The organism is Streptomyces sp. NPDC088923, from assembly GCF_044749745.1.
GTDB lineage: Bacteria > Actinomycetota > Actinomycetes > Streptomycetales > Streptomycetaceae > Streptomyces.
Window position 1 is genome coordinate 84768 of the sequence record NZ_JBIVIO010000012.1, and the last position, 20793, is coordinate 105560.

Genomic DNA, 20793 nt, shown 5'->3' on the forward strand with positions numbered 1-20793 from the left:
CGGTGGGGGGACTGGCACGCGGAGGGGCGCGCTCAGACGGGTGGGGTGCGCGGCGCCCGTACGCGTGGGTCGCGGTCCACGGCGTCGAGTGCGTCGGCGAAACGGTCCAGGACGGCGGTGGCCTGGTCGTCGGTGAGCGTGAGCGGCGGCAGCAGCCGGACGACGGCGGAGTGGCGGCCGCCCAGCTCCACGATGAGACCGCGGCGCAGGCACTCCCGGCGCACGGCGACGGCGCGCGTGGAGTCGGCGGGTGGCGGTCCCGAGGCGCCCGGCCTGGCACCCTCCGGGTCGACGAGTTCGACGCCGAGCATGAGGCCGCGGCCGCGCGCGTCCCCGATCCAGGCGTGGTGGCTCGCGAGGGAGCGCAGCGCGGAGAGCATGCGGGCACCCAGGACCCTGGCGCGCTCGGCGAGTCCGTTCTCGCGGACGTAGGCGAGGGTCGCGGCGCCCGCGGCCATCGCGAGCTGGTTGCCCCGGAAGGTCCCCGCGTGGGCGCCGGGTTCCCAGACGTCGAGGTCCTCGTGGTAGACGACGACGGCGAGGGGGAGGCTGCCGCCGATCGCCTTGGAGAGGACCATGACGTCCGGCACGACGCCCGCGTGGTCGACGGCCCAGAAGGCGCCGGTGCGGCCGACGCCGGTCTGCACCTCGTCGGCGATGAGGGGGAGTCCGTGCGTGCGGGTGAGGGCGCGCATCCGGCGCAGCCAGGCGTCCGGCGCCGGGTGCACGCCGCCTTCACCCTGGACCGGCTCGACGATCAGCCCCGCCGGTTGCGGCACGCCGGACTTCGGGTCGTCGAGGTAGCTCTCGGCGAGCCTGGCACCGAGCGCGGCCCCGGCCTCGCCGCCCACCCCGAAGGGGCAGCGGTAGTCCTGCGGGTACGGGAGGCGCAGCGTGTCCCGTACCGAGGTGGCGGCCGAGGAGACGTCGAGCGCCCCGGCGGTCATGCCGTGGTAGGCGCCGGTGAAGCCGAGCACGGGCTGCCGGCCCGTGGCGCGCCGCACGAGCTTGAGCGCGGCCTCGACGGCGTCGGTGCCCGCGGGGCCGCAGAACTGGATGCGTCCGTGAGCCGCCAGTTCGCCCGGCAGGGTGCGGAACAGCTCGGTGACGAAGGCGTCCTTGACCGGGGTCGCGAGGTCCAGGACGTGCAACGGGGCCTCGGAGTCGAGGACGTCCCTGATCGCCTGGAGGACCACGGGATGGTTGTGACCGAGGGCGAGGGTGCCCGCCCCGGAGAGACAGTCCAGATACCTGCGGCCGTCCGCGCCCTCGATGGTCAGGCCCCTGGCCCGGACGGGGACGATGGGCAGGGCACGGGCATAGGTCCTCGCGGCCGACTCCCGCAGGGACTGCCTGCGCAGCACCCCTTCCTGCGTGGTCGTCGGTGCGATGGGCACGGACTCGGTCACGGCCAAGGCGGTAGGTCCTCCCGCGGTGCGAACGGCGTGTCGGGGCCGAGGGCGGGCATGCCGACGACCCCCGTACGTACCAACGACGCGGACCGCTCCGGATAACGGGTCATCCGAAGATCCTTGACGGGCCTGGCGAAGTCGGCCGGAAACCGACGGTGCGTCCTGAACGCGACGGCTGGGACGGGGCGTTGGTCGTGAGGTTCGGGACCCGGGCGGGGCTCTCCCACCGTGACCCAACTGTTGCCGCGGCGCGGTAGGGCTGTTGAGGCCCCGTCATAGTGTGGGTTCGGCAGGTCCAGCACTCCCAGGGGGATTGAGCATGCGCACCACACGGGCACGGACGGGGCGGGGGCCGCGCCGCGGCTCCTGGCCGGTGGCGGTCGGGGCCGCCCTGAGCCTCACGCTGACACTGGCCGCCTGCGGTCCCGGCGACGACTCGGCGGGCGGCGACGACGGCGCGAAGCCTGTCGCCTCGGAGTCCTCGGCCTCAGCGGGGGATCACAAGATCCGGATACCCGACGGCGTGCGGGACCGGCTCAAGGAGCACGGCATCGATCTCGGGAAATGGGAGAACGGCGCCTGGCGCGAGTGGGACAAGGACGCCTGGCTGCGCAAGGCCGAGGACTACATCAACCCGATCATCGACGGTCTGTGGGACCCCGACCGGATGCGGCGGGCCGAGGACCCGCAGAAGAAGGTGGACGACAGCGATCTCGGGGACGACCAGGGCGTGACCGACCCGACGCCCGCACCGGTGAAGGCCGCCGCGGTGGCCCCGCCGTACCACGACGCGCTGCCCGAGGCGGGGAAGGTTCTCTTCGACTCCCCGCAGGGCTCGATGGTCTGCTCGGCGACGGTCGTCGCGGACCCGGCCCACCCGGGGAAGTCCAACCTCGTGTGGACGGCGGGCCACTGCGTGCACGCCGGGCAGAAGGGCGGCTGGTACCGCAACATCGCCTTCGTGCCCGCGTACAACAACGCGGGGAAGTCGACCGCCGAGCTGCGGCAGGCGACGCGCGAGGAGATCGCTCCGTACGGGGTGTGGTGGAGCGACTGGGCGCAGACCTCGAAGGAGTGGATCGCGAGCGGCGGTCCCACGGGGGGCGCGGGGGCACCCTACGACTTCGCCGTCCTGCACGTGACGCCGGAGAACGGCGGCGGGAAGTCGCTGGAGGAGACCGTGGGCGGCGCGCTGCCCGTGGACTTCTCCGCACCGTCGGCGGCGAAGACTCCCTCCCTGACCGCTTCCGGTTATCCGGCGGCGCCGCCCTTCGACGGCCAGGCCCTCTACCAGTGCCCCGCGAAGCCCGGCCGTCTCTCGCTCGGCCCCGAGCAGCCGACGATGTACCGCATCGGCTGCACCATGACCGGCGGTGCCTCGGGCGGTGGCTGGGTCGGCAAGAACGCGGACGGGAAGCCGGCGCTGGTCTCGAACACCTCGATCGGCCCGGTGACGGGCGGCTGGCTCGCGGGCCCGCGCCTCGGCAAGGAGGCGGAGGGCGTCTACCGCGCGGTGAGCGAAAAGGCCGACAACCTCTCCTGAGGCGGGCGCGTTCCCGGGGGCCGCCGACCGCTTCTCTGAGCGCGGCCGCCTGACTCGGGAGGGAGTCGGGGGCGGTACGGAGGAGTCGCGACGGTACGGGGGTTCACCGCGTCCCCGCATCCGCGCGCGAGCCGTCGCTCACGAGCTGCCGTATCCACCGGTCCGCGGCGCCTGTGGCGGTACGGGGAGAGGCCCCGCCCGCAGGGCTCAGTGCGAGCCGACCGGGCTGAACCTGTGCAGTTCCGCGGCCAGTTCCTCGTGCACCAGCGCCTTGAGCCGGGTGCCCTCGGGGGTGTGCTCCTCGGAGAGGACCTCGCCCTCGACGTGCGCCCGGGCGATGTACTTGCCCTCGGTGTAGGGGACGAGCACGTCGACCTCGACGGCGGGGCGGGGCAGTTCCTCGTCGATGAGCGCGAGCAGTTCCTCGATCCCCTGCCCGCTGCGGGCGGAGACCGCGATCGAGTGCTTCTCGACCCGCAGCAGCCGCTGGAGGACGACGGGGTCGGCCGCGTCCGCCTTGTTGATCACGACGATCTCGGGCACATCGGTGGCCCCGACCTCCCTGACCACCTCGCGCACGGCGGCGAGCTGCTCCTCGGGAGCCGGGTGCGAGCCGTCGACCACGTGGAGGATCAGGTCGGAATCGCCGACCTCCTCCATCGTGGAGCGGAACGCCTCGACGAGGTGGTGCGGCAGATGCCGCACGAAGCCCACCGTGTCAGCGAGTGTGTAGAGCCGCCCGCTCGGCGTCTCGGCCCGGCGCACCGTCGGGTCGAGGGTCGCGAAGAGGGCGTTCTCAACCAGTACACCGGCACCCGTGAGGCGGTTGAGCAGCGAGGACTTGCCGGCGTTGGTGTAGCCGGCGATGGCCACCGAGGGGACCTTGTTGCGTCGCCGTTCCTGGCGCTTGAGGTCACGCCCGGTCTTCATCTCGGCGATCTCCCGGCGCATCTTCGCCATCTTCTCGCGAATGCGCCGGCGGTCGGTCTCGATCTTGGTCTCACCGGGACCACGGGTCGCCATGCCCCCGCCGGAGGAGCCGGAGCCACCACCACCCATCTGCCGGGAGAGCGACTGCCCCCAGCCACGCAGGCGCGGCAGCATGTACTGCATCTGCGCGAGCGAGACCTGTGCCTTGCCCTCTCGGGACTTGGCGTGCTGGGCGAAGATGTCGAGGATCAGCGCCGTGCGGTCGACGACCTTGACCTTGACGACGTCTTCCAGGTGGATGAGCTGCCCCGGGCTCAGCTCACCGTCGCAGACGACGGTGTCGGCGCCGCTCTCCAGGACCAGGTCCCGCAGTTCGACGGCCTTGCCGGAGCCGATGTAAGTGGCCGGATCGGGCTTGTCCCTGCGCTGGATGACCCCGTCGAGGACGAGGGCGCCCGCGGTCTCGGCGAGCGCGGCCAGCTCCGCGAGGGAGTTCTCCGCGTCGTGGACGGTGCCCGAGGTCCAGACGCCCACGAGGATGACCCGCTCCAGACGGAGCTGGCGGTACTCGACCTCGGTGACGTCCTCCAGCTCCGTGGAGAGCCCGGCGACCCTGCGCAGCGCCGCGCGCTCCTCGCGGTCGTACTGCTCGCCGTCCCGCGCGCCGTCGACCTCTTGGCTCCAGGCGGCGTCCTCTTCCATCAGGGCATCGGCCCGCAGGCCGTGGCTGTGGGACGGCTGCTGTCCCCGCGGGTGCGTCTCGTTCACGGTGTCCTCCGCGCCGAGGGGCGCGTCCTGGTCTCCGGAAGTGTCCTGGGAAAAGGGAGGGGTGTGGGTCATTGGTTCCTTAATGACGAGTGCGGTCGGCGAGCGGACCCGGTCCGCTGATGTGAGCAACGCCCGGGGAGCCCCGGGAATTCCCGGGCCCGTGGGCGCCGCTCGCCCGGAAATGGTCCCACGGCGCCCTCGCGGCGTCACGTGAGTTATCCGGCGGGCCGCCGGGAACCGGCAGGCGCACGGGCCGACGGACCGCCGGGAATGGCAGGCGCACAGGCGGCCGGACCTGCCCGCCCCACGAGCGCGGAGCCGGCCGCTCGCCGGCCCTGGCCCTCACGGATCGCCACCACGCGCGCGCGTGGCACGGGCGCGAACCTCCCCCGTCACCGCGTCCGTGGTGGTGCGGCGAGGCGGTGCGGAGTCGTGCTCCGCGGCTGCTCGGCATCGGGCGCGTCGGCGGTCCAGTCTGGGTGCCCCGGCATCGGCGGTGTCTTCGCCCCGTACAGCCAGGGGCGGAGGAACGCGCCGAGATCGCGCCCCGCGACGTCGGAGGTCAGCCGGACGAAGGCCGCGGTGTCCGCCGTGCCGTCGCGGTGCTCGGCGACCCAGCGGCGCTCGACACGTGTGAAGGCGTCCGCCCCGATCTCCTGGCGCAAGGCGTAGAGCACGAGAGCGCTGCCGTCGTAGACGACGGGACGGAAGATGCTGATCTTGCCGTTGCCCGGGGCCTTGGGGCGGGCCGGTGGTCCGCCCTCCGCACGCCACCCGTCGCTCGCCCCGTACGCCTCGCGCATGCGGCGCTCCAGCGTGGGGCCGCCCCGTTCCTCGGCGTAGAGCGCCTCGTACCACGTGGCGTGGCCCTCGTTGAGCCAGAGGTCCGACCAGGTGCGCGGGCTCACGCTGTCGCCGAACCACTGGTGCGCCAGCTCGTGCACGAGGACGGAGTCGACATACCACTCGGGGTAGCGGCGGTCGGTGAACAGACGCCGCTCGAAGAGCGAGAGCGTCTGGGTCTCCAGCTCGAAGCCCGTGTTCGTGTCGGCGACGAGCACCCCGTACGCCTCGAAGGGGAAAGCCCCCACACGTTCCTCCATCCACCGCAGCTGTCCCGGTGTCCTGCGCAGCCACGGTTCGAGGCGCTCACGGTCGCCCGCCGGGACGACGTCGCGGACCGGGAGGCCGTGCGGTCCTGGCCTGCGCGGCACGACGGAGCGGCCGAGGGAGACCTGGGCCAGTTCGGTGGCCATCGGGTGCAGGGTGCGGTACGTCCAGGTCGTGGCGCCGCCCGCCGCGTCGGCCCGGCCCGCGAGGAGGCCGTTGGCGACCACGGTCACACCGGCCGGCGCGGTGACGCGGAAGGTGAAGTCCGCCTTGTCGGAGGGGTGGTCGTTGCCGGGGAAGACCCGGTGGGCCGCGTCCGCCTGGTTTGCCATGGCCAGGCCGTCCTTCGTCCGGACCCAGCCGCCCTCGCCCTGCCCGGCCGCCGGCGGCCGTGGATCGCTCGTGTGCCGCACCACGATGCGCAGCCTCTCCCCCGGCCGTACCCGCGTCTCCGGCGTGACGACGAGGTCCTGTCCGGCGCTCGCGTGCCGGGCGGTGCGGCCGTTGACGGTGACGGAGTGGACCTTGCCGTGGGAGAAGTCGAGATTGAGGCGGTCCAGGGGCGCCTCGGCTCTGGCGGTGATGCGGGTGACCGCTTCCAGGGGTGTGCGGTTGTCGCCCTTGTAGGTCAGCGAGAGGTCGTAGGCCAGCACGTCGTAGCCGGGATTGCCGAGGACGGGGAAGAGCCGGTCACCGATCCCTTGAGGCCCGGGCGACGGTGCGGCGGCGGCGATGAGCGCGAGGCAGACGGCGAGCACCGGCACGAGCACGCGGGCCGCGCGGCGGGCGCGGCGGCGCGGGCGCGGCGGGGTCTCGCTGCCCGTGTGCTCCGCGCCGCCGCCGGGCCCCGGTCTCGCCAGGGTGTTCGCAGTAATGCGCTCCAGGTTCATGACTCTGAGTTACCGCATCGGATACACACAGCAACCATTCCACGAGCAGAACAACCCGAAGGAGTCAGTTCGTTCTCGCCGTGCTGACGTCTTCGGTACGCGGCTCACGGCACACCGCCGCCGTCCGAGCGCCCCGTTCCCCGTGGCGTCTCGGCGCAGAAACCTCTCTGCTGGACGCGGGCTGCGGTCCGGGCCCTCAAACCCCGGACGCGGGCGCCGAACTCCGTGCCCTGCTCACGTCGTACACGCCCGGCACGTCCCTCATGGCGCGCATGAGCCCCGGCAGGCGCGTGGCGTCGGGCAGGTGGAGCGTGTAGGTGTGGCGTACGCCGTGCTCGCTCGGAGGTTCGACCGTGGCCGAGATGACCGCGACGCCCTCTCCCGCGATCGCTTCCGTGAGGTCGGCGAGCAGGTGCGGCCGCCCGAAGGAGGCGGCACGCAGGGTCACGCGGCAGTCGCCGGTGTCGCCCCAGTCCGCGCCGACCGTGCGCCGGCCGGCCGCGGCCATGCGTACCGCCCGGGGGCACTCGGCGCGGTGCACGGTGACCGCGTTGCCCCGCACCGCGAACGCGGTGACGGCGTCGGGGGGCACCGGGGTGCAGCAGCCCGCGAGGCGCACCGTCGCGCCGGGCTGGTCGACCGTGACGCTCGCGGCGAGGGTGCGCGCGGCGGGGGCGGGCAGGGTGGGACGGGAGAGGGGCTCTTCCCGCCGCGCTTCCTCGGCCGGGGTGTCGGCGGGGTGTGCGGTGAGCCAGCGGCGGATGGCCAGACCGGCGGCGGGGGTACGCACGTGGTCGAGCCAGTCGGGCGAAGGGCCGCCGCCGACCGCGTCCTGGCCCATGAGGAGCTGGACCGTGTCGCCGTCCTCAAGGACGGTGCTCAGCGGCGCGAGGCGGCCGTTGACGACCGCGCCCATACACGCGTGCGCGTCCTCGCCGTACTGCGCGTACGCCGCGTCGACACAGCTCGCGCCCGCGGGCAGCCCGAGCGCGCCGCCCCCTTGGCGGAAGACCGTGATCTCGCGGTTGTGGGCCAGATCCTCGCGCAGCACCGACCAGAACAGCTCCGAATCGGGCACCGCGCTCTGCCATTGCAGGAGGCGGGAGAGCCAACCGGGACGGGTCGGATCGGCCCGCTCGGCATCGGCGGCCTCCGGGGTCTCCGGGGTCGCCGCCATCTCCACGGTCGCCGCGGGCGCCGCGGTCGCCGCTGCCGCCGCGGGCGCCTCGGCGAGCCGGGCTTCGGCGGCGAGCGCGGTTTCGGCGGCTGCCCCGTCGAGAGGTGCCAGGTCCAGCACGCCCTGCGGGCGCCGGGCGCCTGCCCCGCCACTCGCGGCGCCCCGCCCCGTACCCCCGCGCCCCTGATCGCCGCCCGCCGCGTACGGATTGCCCAGCGCGACGACGCCCGCCTCGGCGACACGGTGCATCTGTCGCGTACGGATGAGGACTTCAGCGATGCCGCCCTCCGACGTCGCGAGAGCGGTGTGCAGGGACTGGTACAGGTTGAACTTCGGGACCGCGATGAAGTCCTTGAACTCGGCGACCACCGGGGTCAGGCAGGTATGCAGCTCGCCGAGCACCGCGTAGCAGTCGGCGGTCTCGCCGACCAGGACCAGCAGGCGCCCGAAGTCGGTGTCGCCGAGCCGGCCGCGCTTGCGGTGGACGCGGTGGACGGAGACGAAGTGACGGGGCCGCAGCTGCACATCCGCGGTCAGGTCCGCCTCGCGCAGCACCTCGCGCACCCGTTCCGCGACGGCGGCGAGGGGGTCGGGCGACGCGAAGTGGTCGACGATGAGGCGGCGCGTCTCCTCGTACTCCTCGGGATGGAGGATGGCGAAGACCCGGTCCTCCAGCTCGGTCTTGAGCGTCTGCACGCCCAGCCGTTCCGCGAGCGGGATGAGCACGTCGCGCGTGACCTTCGCGATCCGGACCTGTTTCTCGCGTCGCATCACGCCGAGGGTGCGGACGTTGTGGAGGCGGTCGGCGAGCTTGATCGACATGACGCGTACGTCGTTGCCGGTCGCGAGGAGCATCTTGCGGAAGGTCTCGGGTTCGGCGGCCGCGCCGTAGTCGACCTTCTCCAGCTTCGTGACCCCGTCGACGAGGTAACCGACCTCGCTGCCGAACTCGGCGCGGACCTGGTCGAGGGTGACGTCGGTGTCCTCGACCGTGTCGTGCAGGAGCGCCGCTGTCAGGGTCGTGGTCTCCGCGCCGAGTTCCGCGAGGATCAGTGTCACCGCGAGGGGATGCGTGATGTACGGCTCGCCGCTCTTGCGCATCTGGCCGCGGTGCGAGGACTCGGCGAGGACGTAGGCGCGGCGCAGCGTGTCGACATCGGCGTCGGGATGGTGGGCGCGGTGGGCGTCGACGACGTGCGCGATGGCGTCGGGAGCGCGGTCGCGCCCGGTGTGGCCGAGGAGTGCCGCCCGGCCGAGGCGGCGCAGGTCGATGCGGTGCCGGGCGCGCTTGCGGGGCTGCGGGGCGCCGGCTGCCTGGAGGGCTTCGGGAGGCCCTCCGGGCGTCACAGGATTCATTGCCTCCGCACTCATGGGCACCTCCGGCTGCGTCGACCGGTCGACGGGGTGCCCGGAGCGCGGGGCCCCGGGCCAACGGGCGGTGTCCCCGTCCGGGCCGGTGCTTGATGCTATCGAGCCCACCACGCGCCGCCGACCGCCTCTCGCCGAGCGTGAAAGGGATCACCCATTCGAGCGAAGTCGGCGGGCGACACGAGCGTGGGGAGTGACCTTTACGACGCTCGCGCGTTGCTCCGGATACGCGTCGGGCGCGCGCCGGGGGGTGCGGCGCCCGCGCGGCAAACCTCTTGCGAGAGCTCCGGTCGGTCGTGGAGGGCAGGCGACGGTCGGCGTGGAGGGCTCGTACCGGTCGCCTCGGAGGGCCGGGGCGAGGTCGCCCCGGCCATCGGAGCCCCTCCCGGTCGGGAACGACCGGGCATTCTCGGGACCGATCGAGGATTCCTGGCGGCGCGCAGTCGCTCAGGCGGTCAGCTCCGCCAGCCAGTCCTGGTCGATCGTGCCCTCGGCGACGAGGACCGCCGGCCCGGTCATCTCGACGACTCCGTCGGCGCGTTCGGTGATGGTGAGCCGGCCACCGGGCAGATCGACGGTGTAGGTGGCGGGGTGCCCCGTACGCGCGGGGTCGAGGCCGTCCCTGCGCGCGGCGGCCACGGCGACGGCGCAGGCGCCCGTACCGCACGAGCGTGTCTCGCCGGAGCCGCGTTCGTGCACGCGCATCGCGAGCGCCCCGGGAGCCAGGTCAACGACAAACTCGACATTGACACCGTGCGGGTAGGCGCTCGCGGGGGCCACCTCGGGGGCGGTGCGCAGCTCACCGGCCTCGGCGAGGTCGGTCACGAAGGTGACGGCGTGCGGATTGCCCATGTCGACATGCGTGGCGGGGCGCGTTCCGGAGCCGATCCGGACCTCGACCTCACCCTCGGGCAGCCGCGCGACGCCCATCTCCACGGTGATCTCACCGGGAACACCGGGCGTCTCCTCCTTGGCCAGGTGGGCGCGCTTGATCCCGGCTCGCGTCGCGACCGCCAGTTCCCCGGCGTCCACGTGCCCGGCGCGCTGAAGGTACCGGGCGAAGACCCGGACGCCGTTCCCGCACATCTCGGCGACGGAGCCGTCCGCGTTGCGGTAGTCCATGAACCACTCAGCCTCGTCGGCGTACGCACGACCCTCCGGGTGCGCGGCGGAGCGCACGACGTGCAGCAACCCGTCGCCGCCGATCCCGGCGCGCCGGTCGCAGAGCGCGGCGACCACGGCGGGCCCCAGGTCGAGGGCGTTCTCCGGGTCGGGAATGATCACGAAGTCGTTCTGCGTGCCGTGGCCCTTGAGGAAGCCGATCGCGGTGCTCATGCTTCGATCGTACGGGGCGGGGGGCGGGGTCCGCGCGGCCGTACGGGACGGCGGGGCAACGTTCGCCCGCAGGGCGGCCGGGGTCGTTCTGCGGGCGTACAGGCCTCGGGTTCACGGACGCGACCCGGGGTTCGCGGGCCCAGGTTTGAGGGCCCAGGCTTTGCGGGCCCCAGGCGGCCTACGGGGCGGGAGGAGCTACCCCCCGGGCCGGGGGCCTCAGCGCAGTCGCGCGACGCGCCAGACCGCGAGGCCCGCGACGACGAGGACGACGCCCACGTAGAGGCCGATGGCGCGCCACCGCCGCTTTCCATCGCCCTGGGCGAGTCCCGGCCAGTCGTAGCCGACGCGGCGGGCCGCCATCACGGCGCCGCCTGCCGCTGACGAGCTGAGCAGGAGACCGAGCATCGCGACGACGGCGCCGCCGTCACCGGCCTCGAAAGCGAGCGGGAAGGCGAACATCAGCGAGCCGATCGCGGCCAGCACGACGATGGGCGCCAGTTGCCAGAGGCGCAGTCTGCGCTGCGGTCTGAGCTCGACCTCCACGGCGGCGTCCTCGACGACCGTTTCGTCCGCCGCTACGCCGTCCCGGCCCGGGGGGAGCACACCCAGGGCCACCGCGTCACTGTCCGCCAGCGTCCCGTCGGCGACCGTCGGAGGGTCGTCCGCTGGGCCGTCCTGGACGAGTTGCTCCCGCTCTTCGCGTCCGGTGTCACGAGGGCCGGCCTCCATCGCCACTGTGCCCTCCCACTCGGACTCCGCCAGTCGATCGCAGCTTGATGATGGCACGGCGTCGGCGGCCCGTAGGACGCCCGGAGCGTCCCGATGCCATCACGTGATCAGGCTGTAACCGCCCGTTCGACCAACGCCAGAGCGCGTCCGGAAAGTTCCGCTCGTCCCGAGAGTCCCCCGTCGAGCCAGTGGATACGTGGGTCGCGCCGGAACCACGTGTCCTGACGGCGCGCGAAGCGCTTGGTGGCGCGTACGGTCTCCGCGCGTGCCTCCTCCTCACCGCACTCCCCGGCGAGCGCCGCGAGGACCTGCTGGTAGCCGAGCGCGCGCGAGGCGGTGCGGCCCTCTCGCAGTCCCGCCTCCTCCAGCGCGCGGACCTCCGCGACGAGGCCGCGTTCCCACATCACGTCGACGCGGCGGGCGATGCGCGCGTCGAGTTCGGGCCGGGCGACGTCGACCCCGATCTGGAGTGTCTCGTAGTACGCCTCGCGCCCGGGCAGGTTCGCGGTGAAAGGCTTGCCGGTGATCTCGATGACCTCCAGGGCGCGCACGATGCGACGTCCATTGCTGGAGAGGATCGCGGCCGCGGCCTCGGGGTCGGCGCGCGCGAGCCGCGCGTGCAGCACGGCGGGGCCCTCCTCTGCCAGTTCGGCCTCCAGGCGCGCGCGGACGGCCGGGTCGGTGCCGGGGAACTCCATCCGGTCGACGACGCCTCGCACGTAGAGTCCCGAGCCGCCCACGAGCACGGGGACTCGCCCCTCGGCGAGCAGCCGATCGATCTCGGCGCGCGCGAGCGCCTGGTACTCGGCGACGCTCGCTGTGCGGGTGACGTCCCAGATGTCGAGGAGGTGGTGCGGGACTCCCTCGCGCTCGGCGAGCGTCAATTTCGCGGTCCCGATATCCATCCCACGGTAGAGCTGCATGGAATCGGCGTTGACGACTTCGCCGCCGAGTCGCCGGGCGAGGAAGACGCCGAGATCGGACTTGCCCGCGGCGGTAGGCCCGACGACGGCGATGACCCGTGGGATGGGGGGTGCGGTACTCACTGCCCCAGTGTCCCAAACCAGGAGGAGCGCCTCGAACGAGTTACGTGACGCGACGCGGGCCGCCTCGTTTGCCGTTGCGAGGTCCCGACCGTCGGTCGCGGGCCGCCGGGGCCGTGGCCGCGCGCAGTCTCTGCGCCGCCCCCGCCCGTGTCCACCTGTCATCACCTGTCCCTTGGAGCACGCAATGGGCCTCTTCTCTTTCCTCCGCCGCAAGCCGAAGGCGACCGATCCCGCGTCAACCCCGCAGGAAGAGGCCGCTCCGGCGGCCGAGGAAACCAGCGGGGACGACAAGGAGGCCCCTGGAGCGGCGGCCGGTGCGGAAGGTGCCGGTACGGATGCCGCCGGTGCGGAGGCTGCCGGTACGGATGCCTCCGGTGCGGAGGCTGCCGGTGCGGACGCCTCCGGGGCCGGGGCTGTCGTGGCCGGAGACGGGGCGGGGACGGCCGAACCGAAGGCGGAGGGCACGGCCGCGGCCGAGGCCGCCGCTGAGGCCGAAGGCGTTGGCAAGGAGGCGGTCGGCGCGGAGGCAAAGGGCGCCGAGGCGAAGGATGCGGCGTCTGCCCCGGCCGGTGCGGCGCCTGCTGCGGAAGGTGCCGACGAGGTGGCCGCCGTGGCGACGGAGGCGGGCGGAACCGCCGATGGCGCGGGCGATGGCGAGACCGCCGAGGGCGGCATCCCCAAGCAGCAGTCGGTCGACGAGGCCGCCGAACGCGAGGCCGCCGACCACGTACGTCGCTGAGCGCGCGAGCGGCACTCGCGCGCGCCTGCCGAGCCCTCCGGGACGGGCCAGCTGCCCCGGGGGCCCGACAGGCGCGCGCGGCCGATCCGTAGTAAGCCAGCAGTAGGCGCCCCGCGCGGAGCGCCGTCTTCCCGGTTCCCGGCGAGGAGGGACCCCATGGGTTTCATCGACAACATGCGGGCACGACTGTCCCCGGCGAAGGACAAGGTGGCCGATCTCGCCCAGCAGCACGGCGACAAGATCGGCGACGGCCTCGACAAGGCGGCGAAAACCGTCGACGAGCGCACGAAGGGCAAGTACTCCGACCGCATCCAGTCGGGCACGGACAAGGCCAAGGACGCCGTCGAACGGATGGGCAAGAAGGACGGCGAGGCCGGCGGCGAGGGCGGGAGCGGAGGATCGCAGCAGCCCCCGAACACCTCGGGAGGCTGAGGGGTCCGCGCGACGTCTTACGGGCCCGACGGCTCGTACGGGCCGCTGAGGGCGTACGGGCAGACCGATGGCACGCCAGTGCGGTGCACGGGCCGGTACCGCCCTGTCGGCCGCCCGGTGGCCGGAGCTCTGCGGCGTACGGACGCGGTCCGTCCGTGCCGTACGCCGTCTGCCATCGGTCTGCCCGCACGGATGAAGCTGTCATCGGCCGCCCAGACGAACCAGGCTCAGGACCACGCGGCGACGAAGTAGCCGACTCCGTAGGGCGCCTGCTCGTACAGCAGGCTGCCCGTGAGGTCGGTGCCGCGCGCGGCACCGGCGAGCACCTGCCAGGGGGCCCGCCCGGCGCAGCCGAGCGCGCGGGCGATGACAGGGTCGAGTCCGGCGAGGGCCCCGGTGTCCGCGTCGGCGAGTGCCTTCGCGACGGTGCCGTCCCAGGGAGCGGCCCGCTCGTCCAGGTATCCGGGGCCTTTGACCGTACGCGTTGTGCTCCCGTCGCCTAGTGCCAGCACCGCGAGGCGCTCGTCGGGGACGCGAAGTGACGCGCCGAGGGCCAGGCACTCCTGGGTCCCGCTCTCCTCGCCGACCGCGAGCCCGGAGACCGGTGCCGCCGCCCAGGCGGCGTTCTCCAGCATCCAGGCGCCCACGGCAAGCGAAACGGGCAAGGCGGGCCCCTCATACGCCATACGCGCCGGCTCCGCCTTCCCCGCCCGCATGAGCCGTACGGTCACGGGCACCCCGAACCCGTGGAAGCCACCTCGCGCGCCTTCACCGTGGCGCACAGCCCCGATACCCGCCACCGGCCCGAGGACGAGCAGCCGGTCGGGCCGCGACGCGGCGAGCACGGAGAGCGCGTCGGCACACGCGCCCCGCAAAGCGTCGAGTTCCCCCGCGGCCCCCGCCGCGATCCGGGGAACCAGCAACGGCGGACACGGGCAGACGGCTGCGGCGACAAGCATGATCGGCAGCGTAACTCGTGGGGAGGGCCGGGGGCGGGGGTAGCGATGCGGGGGCGGAGTCGGCGGGCTCGGGCGGTGCGGGTCCGCAGGCGCGGGTCGGCTGATGCGGGTCGGCAGGTGCGGCGGCGCGAGGACATCGGCCGGCGCTGGGCACGGCGGGGCTGCCTCCGCACGTGCGACCTCGCGAGGACGCCGCCTGGCACGGCGGGGGGCTTCGGTGGGTGTGGCGGAGAGGGCGTCGCGGAGTGTCCGCGTCCCCGCGCGGAAGTCCGGACCGGCCGCCGGTCACGTGCGTGATCGTCGGTGTCCGCGTCGGCGCGTGGAAGTCCGATCCCGACGCTCGTCACGTGCGGGTCGTCGAAGGTGTCCGCGTGTGTGCGGAAGTCCGTGCATCGCGGGGCCGCGCCGGGCGAGTCCGTCCGGCGGAGGGCGTGCCCCCCTCGCCGTACGACTGTGCGTTCCGGCGGTCGGACAGCCGCCAGGCCGTCGCCCGCTATGAACCCGCGCGGCGTGCCGCATGCGGGCTCGCTCCCGCCGCGCGGGCTCCGCCTGCGCACCGGGGTGCGGCCGCCATGCGTGGTGGCCCGCTCGCGCGGGCTCGGCCCCATGCGCGGGCTCGACCCCATGCGCGGGCTCGACCCCGTACGCGAGCTCGGCCCGTACGCAGGCTCGGGCATGCGAACGAGGACATCGCCCGCTCCGCCCCCGCGCTCCCGGCCCCGTGCGCGCTCCCGGCCCGTGCGGGCCCGGATACCCCTCCCCCGCGTTCCGCGAAGGCCCCCTCAGAGGTCAGTCGCAGCCGCAGCCCTGCGTGACGGCGGCGGCCGGCTGGGGGGCCGGGGCGCCAATCGTCGGGAGCCCCAGCATGACGCCGGCCGGCTTGGTGGTCTCGGCGGTCGTGCGCTTTTCCCAGGCGTCGCCCGCGCGGGTGCGCCGGACCCCACGGGGGGTGCCCTCGGCGAGAAGGTGGTGAGGAGCCGCGTAGGTGATGTCGACGGTCACGACGTCCCCTGGTCGCACCGGCTCCTGTGGCTTGGTGAAGTGGACGAGGCGGTTGTCGGGGGCGCGCCCCGAGAGACGGTGGGTCGCGCCGTCCTTGCGCCCTTCGCCTTCGGCGACCATGACGTCCAGGGTGCGGCCGACCTGCTTCTTGTTCTCCTCCCAGGAGATCTCCTCCTGAAGTGCGACGAGCCGCTCGTAGCGCTTCTGGACAACCTCCTTGGGAATCTGGTTCTCCATCTCGGCGGCCGGTGTGCCGGGGCGCTTCGAATACTGGAAGGTGAACGCCGCGGAGAAGCGAGCCTCGCGCACGACGTGCAGCGTCTGCTCGAAGTCCTCCTCGGTCTCGCCCGGGAAGCCCACGATGATGTCCGTGCTGATCGCGGCGTCGGGGATCGCGGCGCGGACCTTCTCGATGATGCCGAGGTAGCGGTCCTGGCGGTAGGAGCGCCTCATCGCGCGGAGCACGGTGTCCGAACCGGACTGGAGCGGCATGTGCAGCTGAGGCATCACATTGGGGGTCTCGGCCATGGCGGCGATGACGTCATCGGTGAAGTCGCGCGGGTGCGGGGAGGTGAAGCGGACGCGCTCCAGGCCCTCGATGCCGCCGCAGGCGCGGAGGAGCTTGCTGAAGGCCTCGCGGTCGCCGATGTCGCTGCCGTAGGCGTTGACGTTCTGGCCGAGGAGGGTGATCTCGCTGACGCCCTCGGCGACGAGCGCCTCGACCTCGGCCAGGATGTCGCCCGGCCTGCGGTCCTTCTCCTTGCCGCGCAGGGCGGGGACGATACAGAACGTGCAGGTGTTGTTGCAGCCCACGGAGACGGAGACCCAGGCGGCGTAGGCCGACTCGCGGCGGGTCGGCAGCGTGGAGGGGAAGGCCTCCAGGGACTCGGCGATCTCGACCTGGGCCTCCTCCTGAACGCGGGCGCGTTCGAGGAGGACGGGGAGCTTGCCGATGTTGTGGGTGCCGAAGACGACATCGACCCAGGGGGCGCGGTCGACGATGGTCTGCCGGTCCTTCTGCGCCAGGCAGCCGCCGACCGCGATCTGCATGCCGGGGCGCTCGGTCTTCTTCGGGGCGAGGCGGCCGAGATTGCCGTAGAGGCGGTTGTCGGCGTTCTCGCGCACCGCACAGGTGTTGAAGACGACGACGTCCGCGCCGTCGTCTTCTGCGCCCTCGGGGGCGCGCACGTATCCGGCACCCTCCAGGAGGCCGGCGAGCCGTTCCGAGTCGTGCACGTTCATCTGACATCCGTAGGTGCGGATCTCGTATGTCCGGGCCTGTGTCCCGGCCTGCTGAACGTCCCCCACGGGGCTCCGGTCGCTGCTGCTCATGCGGACAAGGGTAGGCGAGCGGGGAGAGGCGGCCGACCGCCGGTGGGGCGGGCGGCTCGGGCAACCCTGAGGACCGGGGAGGCGGGCCTCGGGGCGCGTGGGCCCGGTGGAAGCCTTGGGAACACTGAGGAGCGGCCGTGGGTGTCGGCTACGACCCCGAGTTCGGGCGGGGCCGAACCCTGAGAGGGGCGGCGCGCGAGCTCAGGGTTGTTCCAGGGATGTCCCTGAGCGGTCTTCCAGGGGCGTCCCCGAGGAGGGCCCAGGGTGAACCCTGAAGCATCCCTGATCTCTGCCGCAATCTCTGGTGTTCACCCTGTGTGACTGGCAGGATCGTCGCCATGACCACGTTTTTCTCCCGGTTCGGCCGGGGCACGGTGCTCGGCGGCGCGGCGGTGTGCGCCGTCGTGATCGGGCTGCTGCTGTGGTGGCTGCTGCCCCTCGGGAACGCGCAGCCGCGCGGGACCGTGGTGTTCAGCACGGGCGTGCGGTCGGGCGTCTACGAGAAGTACGGCGAACTCCTCAAGCGCGCGGTGGACCGGGATCTGCCGGGCGTGCGGATGGAGTTGCGCGCGAGCGAGGGCTCGCAGGAGAACGTCGCCCGGGTGGCGACCGGGAAAGCGGACTTCACCATCGCGGCAGCCGACGCGGTGGAGAAGTACCGGGAGGACAGGGGCAAGGGGGCGGGGAGTCTGCGGGGCTGTGCTCGGCTCTACGACGACTACCTGCAACTCGTCGTCGCCGAGTCCTCCGGCATCCACAAGGTCGACGATCTCCGGGGCAAGCGGGTCGCGGTGGGGCAGGTCGGGTCCGGAGTGCGGTTGATAGCGGACCGCTTGCTCAAGAAAGCGGGCCTCGATCCGGAGCACGACATCACCCCCGTGGGCATCGGGATCGACAAGATGAACGAGCAGCTGAAGCGCGGGGAGATCGACGCCTTCTTCTGGTCCGGCGGTCTGCCGACGGTCTCGGTACGCGAGCTGTCCGAGACGTTCCCCGTACGGTTCGTGCCGCTCGGGGACCTCGTGGACGCCCTGCGGCACGCGGGCGGGGAGGGGCGCTTCTACCGGACGGCGGTCATGCCGCGCGACGCCTACCCCGCCGCGCACAACGACGGCACCGTGATGACACTCGCGGTCGCGAACCTGCTGGTCACCCGGGGTTCCCTGGACCCGGGCCTGACGGAGGGAGTCACGCGGACCGTCATTGCCAGCCGCGACGGCATAGGCCAGCAGGTGCACGCTGCGCAGAAGGTCGATCTGCGCACCGCCATCTACACGGACCCACTCGACCTGCACGAAGGCGCGCAGCAGTACTACCGGTCGGTGAAGCCATGACCGCGTGAGGGGCGGGACGGAGTGGAGGCGTGGCCGTGGGGCGCTCGACGGGTACGCCGCCAGACCATGGGAGGTGGTGCGGTTACCGCTGGCGGTGCCTCTTGGCGGCGTGCCGGCCCGGCGGCGAGGGCAGGCCACGGCCCGTAACCTTGCGACACCGTGAGACGCGAACGAGCTTCACACGCGGCGGCCCGCTCCGTCTTTCGCCCCCTCGCGTCCTCTCCCCCGCCGCTGTACTCGTCCTACTCCCCGGTCAACGGCGCTGTGCTCGCCGGGCGGTTGCGGGGGATGACGAGATCGGCGCTGAGGCCGTGGGGGCTGTGGTGGCGGTACTCAAGGGCTCCGCCGCCGGCTTCGAGGAGGGCGCGGGTGATGGAGAGGCCCAGGCCGGAGCCGTGGATGTTCTGGTGGCGGTTGCTGCGCCAGAACCGGTCGCCGATGCGGCCGAGTTCCTCCTCGGTGAGCCCGGGTCCCTCGTCGGTGACGGTGATGACGACCTCGCCCGGTCTGGCCTCCACCACGAGTTCGACGGCGGCACCGGCGGGGGTGAACTTGAGGGCGTTGTCGAGCACGGCGTCGAGGGCGCTGGAGAGCGCGATGGGGTCGGCCCACCCGGTGACCGCGGGACAGGTGCCGGTGAGCCGGACGCCCTTCTCCTCGGCGAGGGGCCGCCAGGAGGAGAGGCGTTCCTGGGCGAGGGCGCCGATGTCGGTGAGCGTGAGGTCCGCCTCGGAGTGCTCGGCGAGGGCGAGGCCGAGGAGGTCGTCGAGCACCCGGGCGAGGCGTTGGCCCTCGGTGCGGACGGAGGCGACCTCCTCGTTGTCCTCGGGGAGTTCGAGGGCGAGGAGTTCGATACGGAGCAGGAGAGCGGAGAGGGGGTTGCGGAGTTGGTGCGAGGCATCGGCGACGAAGGCACGTTGCTGTTCGAGGACGCTTTCGACGTTGTCGGCCATCTCGTTGAAGGAGGTGGCGAGGCGGCGGAGTTCGGGCGGGCCGCCGGTGGGGGCGACGCGGGACTTGAGCCTGCCGGTGGCGATGTCGTGAGTCGTGGCGTCCAGGACCCGTACGGGACGCAGCACCCACCCCGTCAGGCGCAGGGCCGCGCCGAGCGCGAGGAGCATGGCGGCGCCCTCACCGACGGCGACGAGGAGCCACTTCTGCAGCGTGCGGGAGCGCAGGGCGCCGGTCGGGGAGTCGGTGACGACGACCGCGATGACGTCGCCGTCCCGTATCACCGGCGAGGCCACGACGAGACGGCGGCTCGTCTGCCAGGGCCACACCTGCTCGGGGTCGGGACTGCGCCGGCCATTGAGGGCCTCGTCGTAGGCGGAGCGTGCCTCCTCGCCCGCGTCCTGGAACGGCTGCGCGCGGCTGTGCACGGAGCCGGTGGGCTCCGGAAGGGCCGAAGCGCCGTGGGTCTGGGAAAGGGTGGTCCCGGGAAGGGAGGCATCCGCCTCCGGCGGTGGCAGTTGCCAGCTGTGCGGAGCGGACGCGAAGGGTTCGCCGAGGCGGTCGAAGACGCCGACGTGGATGCCGTAGAGGCGGTAGTAGCGCCCGAGTTCGGTGTCGAGCGTGGCGCTGCGTTCGGTGTCCTCGACGGTCGCGCCCGCGCCGCCGCCGTCCGTGTTGACGAACTGGGCGAGCGAGGCGAAGCGCGCCGAGTCGTCGATGCGGTCGACGATCACCTTCTGCTGCTCCCCCGCGGCCATGCTGATGGCGAGCGGGAAGCCGAGGGCGAGCAGGACTCCGGCGAGCAGGACGATGAGCAGGGGGAGAAGCCGAGTGCGCACCAGGACCCACTAGGCGCCGGGGACGACGAGCTTGTACCCCACGCCGCGGACGGTCTCGATGAGGGTGGGTACCCCGATCTTGGCGCGCAGCGAGGCGATGTGGACCTCCAGGGTGCGCCCCGTGCCCTCCCAGCTCGTGCGCCAGACCTCGCTGATGATCTGTTCGCGGCGGTAGACGACGCCGGGGCGCAGGGCGAGGAGCGCGAGGAGGTCGAACTCCTTGCGGGTGAGCTGGACGGGCACGCCATGGACGCTCACCTCGCGGGTCTCCGGTGTGAGGCGGACCGGCCCGAGCGCGGTCGTCCCGGGCTCGGACGCGCTGGAGTGGGTCCGCCTGGCGACGGCGTGGATGCGGGCGAGGAGTTCCCTCGTGTCGTACGGCTTGACGACGTAGTCGTCGGCGCCGAGGTTGAGTCCGTGTATGCGGGAGCGAACGTCGGCGCGCGCGGTGACCATGATGACGGGTACGGCGGAGCGCGTACGGATCTTCCCGCAGACCTCGTAGCCGTCCTGGTCCGGGAGTCCCAGGTCGAGGAGGACGACGGCGTACGGCTCCTCCTGATCCCGGCCGGGGAGCAGGGCGCGCAGTGCGTCCTCGCCGTTGCGGGCGTGCGTCACCCGCAGGCCGTGACGGGCCAGTACGGCGGAGAGCGCGGCGGCGACATGGTTGTCGTCCTCCACGAGCAGCAGTCTCACCGTCCGTCACCTCCGTCGGCGGGGTTGTCCCGGGCCCCACCGGGTCCGGGTGTGCTGGTACGTACGCGATCCGTGCCGCGGACGGTTCCCTCGGGCGCGAGGCACGCGGGCGGTACGGGCGGGAGCGCGCGGGGCGCTTTGGCATGTACTCCGATCCGCCCGGCATGCGTCAAGAGGGTTCGGGGTTCGGACGGGTTCCGT

General features: G+C 72.9%; 15 protein-coding genes. 4 read left to right on the plus strand and 11 right to left on the minus strand.

Features of this window, described 5'->3' with window-relative positions; all coding sequences use genetic code 11:
- Positions 1-32: 32 nt before the first annotated feature.
- Positions 33-1415 carry a diaminobutyrate--2-oxoglutarate transaminase family protein gene (locus ACIP4O_RS29610; protein WP_401579156.1) on the minus strand — a complete coding sequence of 461 codons (1383 nt, stop codon included), beginning with the start codon at positions 1413-1415 and terminating at the stop codon, positions 33-35.
- A 316-nt stretch (positions 1416-1731) separates the two neighbouring features.
- Between ACIP4O_RS29610 and ACIP4O_RS29615 the strand changes: the two genes are divergently transcribed.
- The gene (locus tag ACIP4O_RS29615) at positions 1732-2955 is read left to right on the plus strand and encodes a trypsin-like serine peptidase (protein ID WP_401579158.1); all 1224 of its coding nucleotides are present in this window, start codon (positions 1732-1734) and stop codon (positions 2953-2955) included.
- Positions 2956-3162: 207 nt separating this feature from the next.
- Here the strand turns inward: ACIP4O_RS29615 and hflX are convergent, their stop codons facing one another.
- The 6 genes from hflX to miaA all read right to left on the minus strand — a co-directional run bounded on the left by hflX (position 3163) and on the right by miaA (position 12308).
- Positions 3163-4725 carry a GTPase HflX gene (gene hflX / locus ACIP4O_RS29620; RefSeq protein ID WP_401579160.1) on the minus strand — a complete coding sequence of 521 codons (1563 nt, stop codon included), beginning with the start codon at positions 4723-4725 and terminating at the stop codon, positions 3163-3165.
- A 320-nt stretch (positions 4726-5045) separates the two neighbouring features.
- Positions 5046-6653, minus strand: a complete 1608-nt coding sequence (locus tag ACIP4O_RS29625) for a M1 family metallopeptidase (protein ID WP_401579162.1) — start codon at positions 6651-6653, stop codon at positions 5046-5048.
- Between the two features lie 196 nt (positions 6654-6849).
- On the minus strand, positions 6850-9201 hold the full coding sequence (locus ACIP4O_RS29630; protein WP_401579163.1) for a RelA/SpoT family protein: 2352 nt from the start codon (positions 9199-9201) through the stop codon (positions 6850-6852).
- 444 nt (positions 9202-9645) lie between these two features.
- Positions 9646-10533: a diaminopimelate epimerase gene (dapF, locus tag ACIP4O_RS29635; RefSeq protein WP_401579164.1), complete on the minus strand. Its 888-nt coding sequence runs from the start codon at positions 10531-10533 to the stop codon at positions 9646-9648.
- Between the two features lie 216 nt (positions 10534-10749).
- On the minus strand, positions 10750-11262 hold the full coding sequence (locus ACIP4O_RS29640) for a hypothetical protein (RefSeq protein ID WP_401579225.1): 513 nt from the start codon (positions 11260-11262) through the stop codon (positions 10750-10752).
- A 107-nt stretch (positions 11263-11369) separates the two neighbouring features.
- Complete coding sequence (miaA, locus tag ACIP4O_RS29645) at positions 11370-12308, minus strand: tRNA (adenosine(37)-N6)-dimethylallyltransferase MiaA (protein WP_361330654.1); 939 nt, start codon at positions 12306-12308, stop codon at positions 11370-11372.
- A 184-nt stretch (positions 12309-12492) separates the two neighbouring features.
- Between miaA and ACIP4O_RS29650 the strand changes: the two genes are divergently transcribed.
- Both ACIP4O_RS29650 and ACIP4O_RS29655 read left to right on the plus strand, forming a co-directional pair.
- The gene (locus tag ACIP4O_RS29650) at positions 12493-13047 is read left to right on the plus strand and encodes a hypothetical protein (RefSeq protein ID WP_401579165.1); all 555 of its coding nucleotides are present in this window, start codon (positions 12493-12495) and stop codon (positions 13045-13047) included.
- A gap of 156 nt (positions 13048-13203) precedes the next feature.
- Positions 13204-13479: an antitoxin gene (locus ACIP4O_RS29655; protein WP_401579167.1), complete on the plus strand. Its 276-nt coding sequence runs from the start codon at positions 13204-13206 to the stop codon at positions 13477-13479.
- Between the two features lie 227 nt (positions 13480-13706).
- Here ACIP4O_RS29655 and ACIP4O_RS29660 read toward each other — a convergent pair whose 3' ends face one another.
- Positions 13707-14438 (minus strand): class III extradiol dioxygenase subunit B-like domain-containing protein, encoded by a 732-nt coding sequence (locus ACIP4O_RS29660; RefSeq protein WP_401579168.1) that lies wholly within the window; start codon positions 14436-14438, stop codon positions 13707-13709.
- 789 nt (positions 14439-15227) lie between these two features.
- Positions 15228-16772 (minus strand): tRNA (N6-isopentenyl adenosine(37)-C2)-methylthiotransferase MiaB, encoded by a 1545-nt coding sequence (gene miaB / locus ACIP4O_RS29665; RefSeq protein WP_401579170.1) that lies wholly within the window; start codon positions 16770-16772, stop codon positions 15228-15230.
- 338 nt (positions 16773-17110) lie between these two features.
- Between miaB and ACIP4O_RS29670 the strand changes: the two genes are divergently transcribed.
- Entirely contained in the window at positions 17111-18106 is a 996-nt protein-coding gene (locus tag ACIP4O_RS29670; protein WP_401579172.1) for a TAXI family TRAP transporter solute-binding subunit, read from the plus strand.
- 242 nt (positions 18107-18348) lie between these two features.
- On the opposite strand, the gene ACIP4O_RS29675 is transcribed toward ACIP4O_RS29670, so the two are convergent.
- Positions 18349-19896: a sensor histidine kinase gene (locus tag ACIP4O_RS29675; protein ID WP_401579173.1), complete on the minus strand. Its 1548-nt coding sequence runs from the start codon at positions 19894-19896 to the stop codon at positions 18349-18351.
- Positions 19897-19905: 9 nt separating this feature from the next.
- Entirely contained in the window at positions 19906-20592 is a 687-nt protein-coding gene (locus tag ACIP4O_RS29680) for a response regulator transcription factor (RefSeq protein WP_401579175.1), read from the minus strand.
- Between the last annotated feature and the right edge of the window lie 201 nt (positions 20593-20793).